This is a genomic window from Pseudomonas sp. NY5710 (assembly GCF_013305665.1).
Classification (GTDB): Bacteria; Pseudomonadota; Gammaproteobacteria; order Pseudomonadales; family Pseudomonadaceae; genus Aquipseudomonas; species Aquipseudomonas juntendi.
Genome location: NZ_CP045554.1, coordinates 2813894 through 2828579, shown reverse-complemented (window position 1 = coordinate 2828579; position 14686 = coordinate 2813894). Strand labels below are relative to the sequence as shown.

Here is a 14686-nt window from a genome sequence, read left to right as displayed (position 1 = left end):
TGATGAAGACACCCAAAAGAATCGAACCCCTGATCGAAGACGGCCTCGTCGACGAAGTACTGCGGCCGTTGATGAGTGGCAAGGAAGCCGCCGTGTACGTGGTGCGTTGCGGTAGCCAGGTGCGCTGCGCCAAGGTCTATAAAGAAGCCAACAAGCGCAGTTTCCGCCAGGCCGCCGAATACCAGGAAGGCCGTAAGGTGCGCAATAGCCGCCAGGCCCGGGCCATGGCCAAGGGCAGCAAGTACGGCCGCAAAGAGGCCGAGGACGCCTGGCAGAACGCCGAAGTGGCGGCACTGTTCCGCCTGGCCGGCGCCGGGGTCCGGGTGCCCAAGCCCTATGACTTCCAGGACGGCGTGTTGCTGATGGAGCTGGTGACCGACGCCGATGGCGATGCCGCACCCCGGCTCAACGACGTGCACCTGGAGGCCGAGGAGGCGCGGGTGTTCCATGCCTTCGTCATTCGCCAGATCGTGCTCATGCTGTGTGCCGGGCTGGTCCATGGCGACCTGTCCGAATTCAATGTGCTGCTCGGCCCGGACGGGCCGGTGATCATCGACCTGCCGCAGGCAGTGGACGCCGCCGCCAACAACCACGCATTCAGCATGCTGCAGCGTGACGTGGACAACATGGCCCACTACTTCGGGCGCTTTGCCCCAGAGCTGAAGAGCACGCGCTATGCCCAGGAAATGTGGGCGTTGTACGAGGCTGGCAAGTTGCTGCCCGATACCGTGTTGACCGGCGTATTCCAGGACGACGAGCATGAAGCCGACGTTGGCGGGGTGATGCGGGAAATCGACGCCGCCCGGTTGGACGAGGCCCGGCGCCGGGCAGCGCGTGCCGAGGCGGAAAACGGCCCGGCCAAGGCCGAGGAGCCGACACCGCCCTGGCTGCAATAATGTGCTGCCGGTGCAGCCCGCTTCGCAGGTTCCCCCCCGAAGCGGGCGCCACCGGTTCAGCCAGTACCCTGCGCGGCCATTACCTTTGATGCAGGACAATATCTCGTCATCCGGCCTTTTCACTGGCCCCTGACAGGCATAAGGTATACGCCGTTCAAATTCCCTGGAGCAGTCATGTCCAACCAATTCCCCTCTGTTCGTCCTCGCCGCCTGCGCCAGAACGAGTCCCTGCGCACCGTATTCCAGGAAACCGAATTCCGCCTTGAAGACCTGATCCTGCCGATCTTCGTGGAAGAAGGCATCGACGACTTCGTGCCCATCAGCAGCATGCCCGGCGTGAACCGCATCCCTGAGAAGCGGCTGGCCCAGGAAATCGAGCGCTATGCCCGCGCCGGTATCAAATCGGTGATGACCTTCGGTGTGTCTCACCACCTGGATGCCGTTGGCAGCGACACCTGGAACGAAAACGGCCTGGTGGCGCGCATGTCGCGTATCTGCAAGGACACCGTGCCGGAAATGGTAGTGATGTCCGATACCTGTTTCTGCGAATACACCAGCCACGGGCACTGCGGCGTGCTGCATGACCAGGGCGTGGACAACGATGCCACCTTGGCCAACCTGGGCAAGCAGGCGGTGATCGCCGCCGCTGCCGGTGCCGACTTCATCGCACCTTCGGCGGCGATGGACGGCCAGGTCCAGGCCATTCGTAGCGCGCTGGACGGTGCAGGCTTCCACGACACTGCGATCATGGCCTATTCGACCAAGTTCGCCTCGTCGCTGTATGGCCCGTTCCGGGAAGCGGGTGGCACTGCGCTCAAAGGTGACCGCAAAAGCTACCAGATGAACCCGATGAACCGCCGCGAGGCCGTGCGCGAATCGCTGCTTGACGAGCAGGAAGGTGCAGACGTGCTGATGGTCAAGCCGGCCGGTGCCTACCTTGACGTGATTGCCGACATCCGTGCGGCCTCGCGCCTGCCCCTGGCGGCGTACCAGGTCAGCGGTGAGTACGCGATGATCAAGTTCGGTGGCCTGGCCGGTGCCATCGACGAAGGCCGCGTGGTGCGCGAAAGCATTGGTGCTATCAAGCGCGCCGGTGCCGACTTGATCCTGACTTACTTCGCCATGGACCTGGCCCGCGAAGGCATTTGAGCAGCAAAGCAGCTCCCCTGGCCTGGGGGCGGGCTTACCCGCCCCCAGCGCAATTCCCTACAAAAATTCATTAAGCGCTGAATTATTTTGTGTCCCGTTGTATCAGATGCCATAGAGCATTGATCGACAGGGATACAGGCATGAAATCTCGCAGGAAAAGCGTCAAACCTATTGGCCTCAAGGACATCACGATCGTCGACGATGCCAAGATGAAGAAGGCGATCACTGCCGCTGCACTGGGTAACGCCATGGAGTGGTTCGACTTCGGTGTCTATGGCTTTGTCGCCTATGCATTGGGCAAGGTGTTCTTCCCCAACGCCGACCCCAGTGTGCAGATGATCGCGGCGTTGGCCACCTTCTCGGTGCCATTCCTCATTCGCCCCCTGGGCGGGCTGTTCTTCGGCGCCCTCGGCGACAAGTTCGGCCGGCAGAAAATCCTTGCCGCCACCATCGTCATCATGTCCCTCAGCACCTTTGCCATTGGCTTGATACCGTCCTATGCCAGTATCGGCATATGGGCGCCGATACTGCTGTTGTTGGCGAAAATGGCGCAGGGCTTCTCGGTGGGCGGCGAGTACACCGGCGCGTCGATCTTCGTGGCCGAGTATGCGCCTGACCGCAAGCGCGGCTTCCTTGGCAGCTGGCTGGACTTCGGCTCGATCGCTGGCTTCGTGCTGGGCGCCGGGGTAGTGGTGCTCATTTCCACGGTGCTTGGAGAAGAAAGGTTCCTTGAATGGGGCTGGCGCCTGCCGTTCTTCCTGGCCTTGCCGCTGGGCATCATCGGCCTCTACCTGCGTAACGCACTGGAGGAAACCCCCGCGTTCCAGCAGCACGTCGACAAGATGGAGCAGGGTGACCGTGAAGGCCTGGCGTCGGGGCCCAAGGTGTCATTCAAGGAGGTGGCGACCAAGCACTGGCGTAGCCTGGTGACCTGCATTGGCGTGGTGATCGCCACCAACGTCACCTACTACATGCTGCTGACCTACATGCCCAGCTATCTGTCGCACAACCTGCACTACAGCGAAGACCATGGCGTGCTGATCATCATCGCGATCATGGTCGGCATGCTGTTCGTGCAGCCCATCATCGGCCTGCTGAGCGACAAGTTCGGCCGTCGCCCGTTTATCGTGGTCGGCAGTATCGGGCTGTTCGCCCTGGCCATTCCGGCGTTCATGCTGATCAACAGTGGTGTGCTGGGGTTGATCTTCTCCGGGCTGCTGATCATTGCCGTGCTGCTGAACTTCTTCATCGGTGTCATGGCTTCGACGTTGCCGGCGATGTTCCCCACTCACATCCGCTACAGCGCACTGGCCAGTGCCTTCAACATTTCCGTGCTGATCGCCGGCCTGACCCCGACCATCGCCGCCTGGCTGGTGGAAAGCAGCGGCAACCTGTACATGCCCGCCTACTACCTGATGGTGATCGCCGCGGTGGGCCTGGTGACCGGCCTGACCATGAAGGAAACCGCCAACAAACCGTTGCGCGGTGCCGCACCGGCGGCATCGGACATCGACGAGGCGCGGGAGCTGCTGCAGGAGCACCACGACAACATCGAGCAGAAGATCGAGGATATCGACGAGCAGATCGCCGAGCTTGAGGCCAAGCGCAAGTTGTTGGTCCAGCAGCACCCGCGCATCGATTGATCAGCGCGGCATGTAGCCACGCTGCCAGGCACGTGGAATGAACCGCGACACCAGGGCCAGCAGGCACGCCAGCACGCAACTGCCGGCCAGTGCCCGCAGGCCCAGGTGGTGTTGCAGCCAGGCGCCCAACGCGGCGCCCACCAGCATCCCTGCCCACGGCACCAGTTGCACCCGCCAGCCGTGGCGCCGCTCGCCCAGCAACCAGCGCCCAAGGCCGCGGCCGAAGCGTGACAGCGCGCCGGTGACGTAGGTCAGGCCGATGGGCAGGCCGTTCACTTGCTCGACGACCGCGTTGATCATGCCCATGGCCAGGGTCGCGGCCAGCAATGCCGGGAAGGTGGCCGCCAGTGGCCACGCTGCGGCGCCGGCCAGCAACGCCGCCACGACCACCAGCACGGGCCAGGCCCGGCGACGGAAGCCGCGCGCCAGCACTACCCCCAACGTGTTACCCGCGACAAAGCCCAGCAAAGCGCCGCTCAGGCGCAGCACCAGGGCAAGGTCAGCCTTGCTGATCGCCACCGCCAGGCGCGTGGTATTACCGCTCATGAACGAGACGAAGTCGCCCAGGGCCAGCAGGCCAATGGCGTCGGTCATGCCTGCCAGGACCGACAGGCCGGCCACCAGGCCAAGGCCCACGCGGCCACGCAGCACTTGCAGGCGCAAGCGCCTGGCTGTGCGGGTAGTAATGGGATGAGGTAGCACCGGCAGGCCTCAGGGCAACAGGTTTTCGCGGGCCAGGGTGCCTTTGATGGTGCGTTCGACCACATCCACCAGCACCATGGTCTGGTGATCGACCTCGATGTTCAGCAGATCGCCGGCAGCGTAGCTGGCGAACGTGGTCTGGCGCAGGGTTTCCGGGATCAGGTTGATGGTGACCAGGTTGTCTTCCACGTCGGCCACGGTCAGGCTGCAGCCGTTCACCCCGATGAAGCCCCGCGGGAACACGTATTTGCCCCATTGCGGCGGCATGCGAAAGCGGATGAAGGCGCCGGTCTGCTCGATCGCCAGTTCAACTATTTCTGCAGTCGTGGCGATATGGCCAGCCATCAGGTGGCCGCCGACTTCTGCGTTCATCTTCGCCGAACGTTCGATGTTAACCCCCTGGCCGGCCTTGAAATTGCGCAGGTTGGTGCGTTCCAGGGTGGCGGTCATTGCATCGAACCTGACGTGGCTGCCGTCGATCTCGGTGACGGACAAGCACGTGCCCTCGACGCTGACACTGGCGCCGATCTTCAACTCATCGAGCAGTTCCGGGGTGAGGTCGATGGTGAACTGGTTGTGGCCCGGGTAGCTGGTCACATCAAGCAGTGGGCGGACGGCCTGGACGATGCCGGTGTACATGGTGTTGCTCCTGGGCGCGAAAAGAAAACACCCGAACGCTATGCCTGTGCGGCCTCAAAAGCAAGGCGCCAACGCCCAGGTGTTGCCCAGGCAGGCCACCGGGCACACCCAGGGCGGCAACAGGGCGCTGGCCTGCTCACACATGCCCGGTGCTGTTGACGATCCGCAGGCACAGCGCTTCGTACGGGTCCAGGTTCACCAGCAAACGGCCATCCTCGGTCAGGTCGCCTTCGACCGTTTCGTTGATCATGTCCACCACCGGCCCTGGCGTGAAGCCCGTGAGCAGTAGCTCCTCGGCGATCACCTCCTGGCTGAAGTTCAATGCACTGATCTGGATGCCGCGCCCGGCCGGTAGCTCATGCACCATGACTAGCAGCCCGGGGCTGCTGACCTCCGGCACCAGTACCTGGCGGCTGGTGGCAATGCCGTAGGCCTGGCGCACCGCGAGCAGTTTTTTCACCTTGCAGGCGAACGAGTCAGGGTTGTCCAGTTGGCTGTCGAGGCTGCCATACAGCGCCCGCGCCCGCGGCATGCCGCGCACAGACGTGTCCGCTTGCGGGTCGAGCCCGGCCAGGTCGTAGCCGCCGCGGTGAATCCAGCGGGTATCGCCGTCGAGCATGCGCTCGGCCACGGCTTCGCCAGGCAAGGGCAGGGCGCCGACCATGTCCCAGCCCGACAGCGCCACCACACCCGGCTGCATGGCGTTGTACATGACCAGCAGCAGGTGCAGTTTCTGGATCTGCTCGATGTCCGCCGGGCCTATCTGGTCGAGGTCGCGGATGCCCAGTGCCGCAGTGATGAGGCTGGCGGTGGTGCAGGCGATGCCATTGGTGACGAAGCGCAGGTTGTAGGGCGCATGCTCGCCCGACAGGCGTTCGTAGATTTCTTCGCGGATATGCTCGCGCAGGATGTTGCCTGGTAATGTCTGACCCTTGTACAGGTACATGTCATGGGCGTGCAGGGTCCAGAAGTGCACCAGTTCCACGGTCAGTTCGTCGTGGTTCTGCAGGGCATGGATCAGTGAGGCCGGGTCAATGCCGAAGGCGTGCATTTCCTTGAGCATCAGGCGCAGAAACTCGGTGTCGCCGGTCAGCAAGGCATGTTGGTAGGCGGGCCGGGTGATGAAATCGTAGGAAAGGTCGGCACCGCCCTTGGACATTTGCGCAATGTCATCGAGGGTCAGGTTCAGCTCCTGGAAACTGAAACCGCCGGCCTTGCGGATCATGCCACCGATCAATTGGTTGCCGACGAGCGACAGCGGGTGGCTTTCCGACCAGGCGGTGCCGTTGGCGCGGGTTTCCACCCCGAGAAAACCGTTGGCATCCAGGCGCAGGCCACGTGCACCCAGGCAATCCAGGGCGTGCAGCGCGTCGCCGATGATCATCTGCTGGGCGGCAAAGGTGGGGTCCAGCCAGTTCAGCGACGGCTGGCCTTCCTTGAAGTAGTGCAGGTAGACCCAACGCCGGGTCTTGCCGTCGACACCGGTGACCGGTGGTGTGGCGCTCCAGTCAGTTTCCTTGACCCCCGGCTCGAAGAAAATCACCCGCTGCAACTGCCCGACGATGTAATGGCGTGCCTTGAGCTCGTCGCACTGTGCGGGCAGCAGGTTGGCCGAGTCACGTCCGGCTGGCACCTCGGGCAGCAAGTGCCAGTCTTCCTCGCGTATCTCCACCATGTGATACAGGCCCGGGTAGGCGCCATAGGCCATTTCCGCCAGGCGGAAGTCGGCGCCCTTGCCGGTGTGCGAGGGGATCAGGTCGTCGATGGTCACCGCATTGTGCGCGGCGGCCATGCGGCTCATCTGGATCAGCTCCGGCTCGCTGCCATAGAGCGGGTCGATATCGAAGCTGATGCGGTCGAAATTGCCGTCCACGCTGGGCGTGAGCTCGCGGTCGCGAATACCGCCGGACAGCTTGATCGGCCCGGTGTGCAGGCCTTGAATGCCGATTTCCGACAGGCGCTTCCACAAGGCTTCATGGGCCAGGGCACCGAGCACCGAGCAGCCCTCTGGGGCGATGATGGCATCGGGGTAAACGGTCAGCCAGACCGAGGCGATTTCCGTGGCCCGGCGGGGCTGTGCCTCGGCGTAGGGTTGTTGCCACAGGCGCGACTGGCCTGAGTACAGGCTGGCGCGCTCCTGGGAAGCCTTGAGCATGGCGCGCGCTTCGAGCCATTTCACGTATGCAGGGTCGGGCTGGGTCATTTCGCGTCCTCTTTGCGTGTCGGCACCGGCTCAGGTTATGACGGCAGAGCGGTCGGATCGTTCGGCCGGGGGCCAGGCCCTGCACGAAATGCCTGGCACAGCGTGCTCAGCGCCGGGCAGCCAACTGCTGCGGTGCCAGGAAGGCACCGTGGAAGTAATTGCGCAAAGCCTGCATCGCCGGGCTGAACGCCCGCTCGCGGTGCCAGGCCAGCCCCACGCTCATGGGCGCTACCGGGTCGCTGATGGTCACTGTTTCGATGCGCTTGCCCTCCAGCGACCATGGCCGGTGCACCAGGTCTGACAAGATCGCTACGCCACTGCCATTGGCGACCATGCTGCGCACCGCCTCCACCGAACTGGTGCGCACGCGCACGCTGGGCCGTTGCCCGGCCTGCTGCCAATAGCGCATGGCGCTGTGCTCGGCTTCATCCACTGTCAACAAAATGAACGGCTCTGTGGCGACCTCGGCCAGGCTGACGGCCGAGCGTTCGCATAGGGGATGGTGCGCGGGCAGCCATAGGCGGCGCTCGGAGTTGAACAGCGTTTCTGAAACGATAGCCGGGTGGGTCAGGTTGGCGGTCAGCACCACCGCCATGTCGAAACGCCCCTCCAGCAGGCCTTGCTCGATGGCACTGCGCTCCTGTTCGTAAAGTTCCAGGGTCACGTCGGGGTGCCAGTGCTCCAGGCGTTGCAAGTGGTGCGGCAGAAAGTAGCCGATTACCGTGTAACTGGCTGCCAGGCGCAACAGGCCGCTGGCGCGTATGTCCGGCAATGGGCTGTTCAGCGCATCGTCGACGCTGCGCAGGATGACGTAGGCGCGGTTGAGGAAATGCCGGCCGGCTTCGGTCAGGTTCATGCCCTGGGCTGAACGCTGGAACAGCAACACGCCGAGCATGGCCTCCAGCTCTTTGATTGCCGTGGTGACCGCCGACTGGGAAATATTGAGGTGGATGGCAGCTTGAGAGATCTGGCCGATTTCGGCAGTGGCGACAAAGTAGCGCACCTGGCGCAAGGTAAGTGACACGGCAGGCTCCCGGGGTATCTGTTTTTCCGAAGACACCCATTCAGTTTATAGATCTTCCCAAGGGGTAGGGGAGAATCTAACGTGGCTTGCATGCAGCCACAAGCGCCAGGGAGATACGGTCATGCAAGCAGTGGATTTCAACTCGGACATGGGCGAGGGCTTTGGCCCATGGACCATTGGCGACGGCGTGGATGACGAGCTGATGGGCTACATCAGCAGCGCCAATATCGCCACCGGTTTTCATGCCGGCGACCCCGGCACCATGCGCCGTACGGTCGAGCGGGCCAAGGCCCTGGGGGTTGCCGTGGGGGCACACCCGGGGTTCCGCGACCTGGTCGGTTTCGGTCGCCGGCACATCAACGCATCGGCGCAGGAACTGGTCGACGACATGCTCTACCAGCTCGGGGCGCTGCGTGAAATCGCCCGGGCCCAGGGCGTGAACCTGCAGCACATCAAACCCCACGGGGCGCTTTACATGCACCTGGCCCGGGACGAGCAAGCTGCACGCTTGCTGGTGGAAAACCTGCGGCTGATCGAACCGCAGTTATTGCTGTTCTGCATGCCCGGCTCGGTGATCTGCCGCATTGCCCAGGAGCTTGGTCAGCCGGTGGTGCGCGAGTTCTATGCCGACCGCGAGTACGACCTGAGCGGCTCGATCGTGTTCACCCGTAACGTAAGGGGCTACCAGCCTTTGGCGGTCGCCGAGCGCGTACTGCGGGCTTGTCGGCAAGGTGTGGTGCGCACTGTCGAGGGCCAGGACCTGGCCATCGAGTTCGACTCCATTTGCCTGCACAGTGACACGCCGGGCGCCCTCGACCTGGTCGAGGCCACGCGCAAGGCGCTGGACCAGGCTGGCATCGTGGTGCGTTCACCACGCTGACGCTGGCATCCGGCAGCCACAGGCCGGAGCCTGATCCTGTTGTTTTCGCCTGCCTTTCTATAAAGATTTCAAGAAAAGGAACAGTCATGGCCGAATCGCTTGCTACAACGCCTATTCGCTACAGCTTCGGCGCCGACGAGCACCTGTTTGCCGAGGTCAGCGAGAGCATGTCGCTGGAAGCCTTCTTCAAAGGTATGGCCGTCACCCGTGCGGTAGAGCGCCTGGCGCTGGACGGCGTGCTGGATGTGTGCCTGGCCAATGCGTCGTTCCAGGTGCGTTTCGACCCCGACCGCATCGCCCCCGATGCCCTGCTGGCAGCGGTGCGCGGTGCCGAAGCGCAGGCGGTGGCCGAGCGTTCGTTGCATACCCGCATCATCGAGATTCCGGTGCTGTACAACGACCCCTGGACCCACGAAACCTTGATGCGCTTCCGTGACCGCCACCAGGACCCGGCCAGCACCGACCTGGAGTACGCGGCCCGCATCAATGGCCTGGCCGATGTCGACGCGTTCATTGCGGCGCACAGCGGTGCACCGTGGTTCGTTTCCATGGTCGGCTTCGTCGCCGGCCTGCCGTTCATGTTCCAGATGGTCGAGCGCCAGCGGCAGTTGCAGGTGCCCAAGTACCTGCGGCCGCGTACCGACACGCCCCGCCTGACCCTGGGCCATGGCGGTTGTTTCGGTTGCATCTATTCGGTGCGCGGCGCGGGCGGTTACCAGATGTTCGGCGTCACCCCGGCACCGATCTACGACCCGCAACAGACCTTGAACTACCTCAAGGAGCACATGGTGTTCTTCCGCCCAGGTGACATCGTGCAATTCAAACCCATCGACCGCCGCGCTTATGACCAGGCAGTGGCTGAGGTGGAGGAGGGCCGTTTCGATCTGCGCATTCGCCCGGTGGTGTTTTCCCTGGACGCATTCCTTGCCGACCCGGTCGGCTACCCGAAATCGCTGCAGGAGGTGCTGGTATGATCAAGGTACTCAAACCGGGCCTGGCGACCTCCGTGCAGGACCTGGGGCGCGAAGGCTATTACCACCTGGGCATTCCGCCATCTGGCGCGCTCGACCAGTATGCCCTGAGCGCAGCCAACTACCTGGTGGGCAACCCGCCGGGCGCTGCCGGGCTGGAATGTGCGCTGGTCGGCCCTGAACTTGAGTTCCAGGCAGATGCGCTGGTGGCAGTGTGCGGTGCGCAGATGCCCGCCTTGCTCGATGGCCGCGGGCAGCGGCCGGACACGGCATTTGCCGTGCGCGCCGGGCAGGTGCTGCGTTTCAGCTTCCCGACGGCGGGCGCGCGGGCCTACCTGGCAGTGGCGGGGGGTATTGATGTGGCCGAGGTGCTGGGGAGCCGATCGACCTACGCGCTAGGGGCCTTGGGTGGCTTCCAGGGGCGCAAGTTGCTGGCCGGTGACCTGTTGCCGGTCGGTACGCCCACCGGCAACGGCCGCGCCGGCGCAAGCCTGCCGATGGCACTGCGTCAGGCCCTGGGCGGCGAAGTGGTGCTGCGGGTGGTGCCGGGGTTGTATTTTCACCGGCTGACCGAGGCTGCTGCGCAAAGCTTCTTCACCGAAGCCTGGACGGTAGGCTCCGAGGCGGATCGCATCGGCTACCGCTACAAAGGTGGCAGTGCCTTGAGTTTCCAGCCACGGGAGCAACCGTTCGGTGCTGGTTCGGACCCTTCCAACATCGTCGACAGCTGTTACCCCATCGGCTCGATCCAAGTACCGGCCGGGCTGGAGCCGATCATCCTGCACCGGGATGCCGTATCGGGCGGTGGCTACGCCATGATTGGCACGGTGATCAGCGCCGACCTCGACCTTATCGGGCAGATGCAGCCGAATCAGCAGGCACGCTTTCTGAAAGTCAGCCTGGAGCAGGCGTTGGAGGCACGCCGCTCTTACAAGAAGAAGCTGGCGTGCCTGGCCCGGTTGTTCAGCTGAACGGATGACAACTTGCCGATGCGGGGGGCAAGGGCCGCCAACCCCGCTCGGCCATTTACGCAGGTTGCTCGGCCAAGCCGTTACTGACGTTGCGCCCCAGCACCAGAACGGTGACGAAGCCACAGCCCACTAGCGCCGTGGCCAGGCTCAAGAGCACCGCAGTGCCCATATGGTCCACCACTTGCCCGCCAAAGAACGAGCCCACGGCAATGATCACCTGGAACAAGGCAACGAACAGCGGCATGCCCCGCTCGACATCTTTGGGTGCGACCACGAACATCCAGATATTGGCGCAGGCCGGGAACGCGCCGAAGGCAAACCCCCATAGCGCAATCAGCATCGCCGCGCCGGTCAGGCCGGTGGCGAAGTACGGAAACAGCGCTGTGCTGGCGGCGATCAGCAGTGCCATCAGCATCAGCGAATGGCGCACACTGCGGTTGGCTGCGAAGCCGGCGAAGATATTGCCCATGAACCCGGCCACGCCATACAGCAGCAACAATGAGCCGATGGTCGGGCCGTCGAAGCCGGCGTTCTGTTTGAAGAACGGCGCTACATAGGTGTAGGCGGCAAAGTGCGCCAGGCCAATCAACAGCACGGCGATCAGGCCAACGCGCGCTTGCGGGTTGATGAACAGCGCCGGCAGGTCGCGCACGGCAATGGCTTTTTCGGGCAACAGCCGCGGCAGCAGCAACACCTGCGCCAAGAGCACGGGCACGCCCACCAATGCAGTCACCAGGAAGGTCATTCGCCAACCCAGTAGGCCACTCAGCCAGGTGCCTACCGGCACGCCCACCACCGTCGCCAGGGTCACCCCGGCCATGATGATCGAGTTGGCCTTGGCCACGCCGACGCCCTCAGGTGCCAGGCGCCCGCTGAGGGCGATGGCCGTGGCCCAGAAGCCGCCGATGCTGACACCCAACAGTACCCGGCCGACCAGTAGCAGGCTGAAGTCGCCCGCATAGGCGACGATGCCGTTGGCGATGATCATGATCAGCGTCAGGCCGATCAGGAGGTAGCGCCGGTCCAGCGCGCCAACGCCCACGGAAATGGCCGGGGCGGCCAGCGCGGCCATGATGCCGGGCAGGGTGACCATCAGGCCGGCGAAGCCTGCACTGATACCCAGGTCGCTGGCGACATCGTTGAGAACGCCCACTGGCAGAAATTCGCTGGTGACCAGGGCGAAGGCGCCAATGGCGACCGAGAGGATCGCCAGCCACTGCTGGGTCACGCTCTGTTGATTATGTTCAGGACGGCCCCGTGGGGCCTGGCTGGCACTTGGCATGGTGGTGAATTCCAAGGAGGGATGACGCCTGTAGCAGGCGCGGGAGGGGGGATTGGCCGGGGATTATAGGGATGGGTGTGGGCGGCCGACAGGCGAACGGCGTGATAGTGAACATTAGCGCCATCGATGAAACGCTGGGCGCAGAGCGGTTGCTGGCGAATGACGCGTTGGCATGCAGACCGCCGACCCAAAATATTGCATGAGTCGTCTTGATGCTTTCACATAGCGGTACTAATACTAAACCACGGCCGCAGAGGGATGATCATGCAAACACGCTTCGTTGTGGTTCCCGCAGTGCCGCTGAAGAAAGAGTTTCAGCCTCGGCGGCTTGGTTTTCCGACTGCATTGGGCGAGGGTTACGACCTCTACGATACGCAAGACAAGGTGCGTTTGAGCTTGAACTTTGGCACCCGAGCCCAGGCGGAATTCGAGTGTGACTGCCGCAACCGCTGCCCGGATGCCGACGCTGCGGAGATCGCCGGCATGGTTTGATCACGTACGGCTGGCCCTCACCAAGCGGTGAGGGGGCAATCAGCCGTGCTTGCGCAGGGCTGCGACCAGTTCGGCCTTGGTCATCCTGGAGCGGCCTTTTATCGCTTTGCCACGGGCTTCCTTCAGCAGGCTTTCCTTTGTCTGGCTTTCCAGCGAGCTGCCAGATGAACGCGCCTGCCCCTGGCGGGTGTGTGCTGCCCGCCTGGCCGAATCGGCGCGGGCGGTTTTCTTCTCGCTGGCAGAGGTGCTGCTCCCCGAACCGCCTTGCTTTTCACCGCCGCCGGATTGCTTGTTGACCGTGGCCCAGGCGCGCGCTTCGGCTTCCTCTTTGGGCAGGCCTTTATCCTCGTAGCCGTGCTCGATGTGCTCGGCCTTGCGCTTCTGTTTTTCGGTGTACTTGCCTTTGTCGCCGCGTGGCATGGTGTTCACTCCTGCAGTTATACCTGAACGGTTGAGACGCTCCCCGCCAGAGAGTGCCGGTCACTGGACGAGCGGCAGCGCGGCCGTGCATCGACGACAACCGCCCCTGTGGGAGATTCTCTGGTTTCGGGCAAGGGTAGCCGCAGCATTTTTAGCGCCTGTGAGATCGAGCGCCGCCCGCGCGGCGCATCGCGAGCTGCGCTCGATCGCACAGGCGCTGCATACCTTGTGGCATACACCTGTCCGAATCGGGATCAACGAACGGCCTGCCTTTCAATGGTCACAAAGCTGTAACACAGCTGATGCAAAGTGTGCCGGCCATCACAAGGAGCGCTTTTCGATGATTCGCCTGATGAAGTCTGCTGCACTCGCCGTTGCCGTTTCGCTTTGCGCCACTTCTGCTGCATTTGCTGCTGAAAACGTACGCCTGACCGGTTCCGGCGCCAGCTTCCCGGCACCGATCTACCTGACCTGGTTCAAAGATTTCAGCAAGAACACAGCGGGCGTTACCGTTGATTACCAGTCCAAGGGGAGTGGCGCGGGCGTTCAGGACTTCCTGAACAAGACCGTCGACTTCGCCGCCAGCGACTCGGCCATGAGCGAGGCCGACATCGCCAAGGTTGCCGAAGGCGTCCAGTTGCTGCCGATGACCGCCGGCGAAATCGTCCTGGCTTACAACCTGCCCGGCAACCCCAAGGGCCTGAAGTTGCCGCGCGATGTGTACTCGAACATCTTCCTCGGCAAGATCACACAGTGGAACGACCCGAAAATTGCCGCTGCCAACCCACAGATGAAGCTGCCTGACCTGCCCATCACCGTAGTGGTACGTGCCGACTCCAGTGGCACCAACGCCGTATTCACCAAGCACCTGTCGGCCATCAACGCCGACTTCAAGAGCACCTTGGGTGAGGGCAACACGGTCAACTGGCCAGCGACCGACAAGTTCATCAAATCGCCGAAGAACGACGGGGTGACCGCTACCGTTCGCCAGACCCCAGGTGCCATTGGCTACATCGAGTACGGCTTCGCCAAGCTGGCCAAGGTGGACTTCGCTGCCCTGGAAAACAAGGCTGGCCAGTACGTGGTGCCGAATGCCGAAAGCGGTGCCGAGGCCCTGGCAGCGGTGAAACTGCCGGAAAACCTGGTCGCCAACCTGCCCGACCCGGAAGGCGCCAAGTCCTACCCGATCACCTCCTATACCTGGATGATCTTCCGCAAGGACAACGGCAACCCGGCAAAGGCCAAGGCCATGCGTGAGATGGTCGAGTACGGCCTGACCCAGGGCCAGAAGATTGCCGACTCCATGGGCTACATCCCGCTGCCGCCATCGGTTGTCGACCAGGTGCGCAAAGCGTCTGCAAACATCCAGTAACACCCAGGCGCTCCCGGCAGCGGCATGAAGCCATGCCGGGGG

General features: G+C 63.4%; 14 protein-coding genes. 8 read left to right on the top strand and 6 right to left on the bottom strand.

All coding sequences use genetic code 11. From position 1 onward, the window contains the following. Positions 1–2 precede the first annotated feature (2 nt). The 3 genes from GEV39_RS12690 to proP all read left to right on the top strand — a co-directional run bounded on the left by GEV39_RS12690 (position 3) and on the right by proP (position 3688). Positions 3–896 carry a PA4780 family RIO1-like protein kinase gene (locus tag GEV39_RS12690; protein ID WP_029887702.1) on the top strand — a complete coding sequence of 298 codons (894 nt, stop codon included), beginning with the start codon at positions 3–5 and terminating at the stop codon, positions 894–896. A 174-nt stretch (positions 897–1070) separates the two neighbouring features. Next, positions 1071–2045, top strand: coding sequence for a porphobilinogen synthase (gene hemB / locus GEV39_RS12685; protein WP_173889429.1), 975 nt, complete (start codon positions 1071–1073; stop codon positions 2043–2045). Positions 2046–2185: 140 nt separating this feature from the next. Further along, positions 2186–3688, top strand: coding sequence for a glycine betaine/L-proline transporter ProP (gene proP / locus GEV39_RS12680; RefSeq protein ID WP_009682151.1), 1503 nt, complete (start codon positions 2186–2188; stop codon positions 3686–3688). Here proP and GEV39_RS12675 read toward each other — a convergent pair whose 3' ends face one another. The 4 genes from GEV39_RS12675 to GEV39_RS12660 form a co-directional block, all read right to left on the bottom strand. After that, entirely contained in the window at positions 3689–4351 is a 663-nt protein-coding gene (locus tag GEV39_RS12675) for a YoaK family protein (protein ID WP_457254750.1), read from the bottom strand. A 48-nt stretch (positions 4352–4399) separates the two neighbouring features. Beyond that, a complete protein-coding gene (locus GEV39_RS12670; RefSeq protein WP_173889425.1) occupies positions 4400–5029 on the bottom strand; it encodes a riboflavin synthase subunit alpha in 630 nt (209 codons plus the stop codon). Between the two features lie 136 nt (positions 5030–5165). Beyond that, positions 5166–7232, bottom strand: a complete 2067-nt coding sequence (treS, locus tag GEV39_RS12665; RefSeq protein WP_173889424.1) for a maltose alpha-D-glucosyltransferase — start codon at positions 7230–7232, stop codon at positions 5166–5168. Between the two features lie 106 nt (positions 7233–7338). Then, entirely contained in the window at positions 7339–8256 is a 918-nt protein-coding gene (locus tag GEV39_RS12660) for a LysR family transcriptional regulator (protein WP_173889422.1), read from the bottom strand. A gap of 121 nt (positions 8257–8377) precedes the next feature. On the opposite strand from GEV39_RS12660, the gene GEV39_RS12655 reads away from it, so the two are divergent. From GEV39_RS12655 to GEV39_RS12645, 3 genes are all read left to right on the top strand, one after another. Continuing rightward, the gene (locus GEV39_RS12655) at positions 8378–9136 is read left to right on the top strand and encodes a 5-oxoprolinase subunit PxpA (RefSeq protein WP_173889420.1); all 759 of its coding nucleotides are present in this window, start codon (positions 8378–8380) and stop codon (positions 9134–9136) included. Positions 9137–9222: 86 nt separating this feature from the next. Then, on the top strand, positions 9223–10110 hold the full coding sequence (locus tag GEV39_RS12650; protein ID WP_173889418.1) for a 5-oxoprolinase subunit B family protein: 888 nt from the start codon (positions 9223–9225) through the stop codon (positions 10108–10110). Beyond that, positions 10107–11078: a 5-oxoprolinase subunit C family protein gene (locus GEV39_RS12645; protein ID WP_173889416.1), complete on the top strand. Its 972-nt coding sequence runs from the start codon at positions 10107–10109 to the stop codon at positions 11076–11078. The genes GEV39_RS12650 and GEV39_RS12645 overlap by 4 nt, the downstream gene beginning before the upstream one ends. Before the next feature lie 55 nt (positions 11079–11133). Here the strand turns inward: GEV39_RS12645 and GEV39_RS12640 are convergent, their stop codons facing one another. Continuing rightward, the gene (locus GEV39_RS12640; RefSeq protein WP_173891701.1) at positions 11134–12360 is read right to left on the bottom strand and encodes an MFS transporter; all 1227 of its coding nucleotides are present in this window, start codon (positions 12358–12360) and stop codon (positions 11134–11136) included. A gap of 258 nt (positions 12361–12618) precedes the next feature. Between GEV39_RS12640 and GEV39_RS12635 the strand changes: the two genes are divergently transcribed. Next, positions 12619–12852, top strand: coding sequence for a hypothetical protein (locus tag GEV39_RS12635; RefSeq protein ID WP_173889414.1), 234 nt, complete (start codon positions 12619–12621; stop codon positions 12850–12852). Between the two features lie 39 nt (positions 12853–12891). Here GEV39_RS12635 and GEV39_RS12630 read toward each other — a convergent pair whose 3' ends face one another. Beyond that, positions 12892–13272 carry a termination factor Rho gene (locus GEV39_RS12630; protein WP_173889413.1) on the bottom strand — a complete coding sequence of 127 codons (381 nt, stop codon included), beginning with the start codon at positions 13270–13272 and terminating at the stop codon, positions 12892–12894. Between the two features lie 340 nt (positions 13273–13612). Between GEV39_RS12630 and pstS the strand changes: the two genes are divergently transcribed. Then, positions 13613–14644 carry a phosphate ABC transporter substrate-binding protein PstS gene (pstS, locus tag GEV39_RS12625; RefSeq protein WP_009681759.1) on the top strand — a complete coding sequence of 344 codons (1032 nt, stop codon included), beginning with the start codon at positions 13613–13615 and terminating at the stop codon, positions 14642–14644. Positions 14645–14686: the final 42 nt, after the last annotated feature.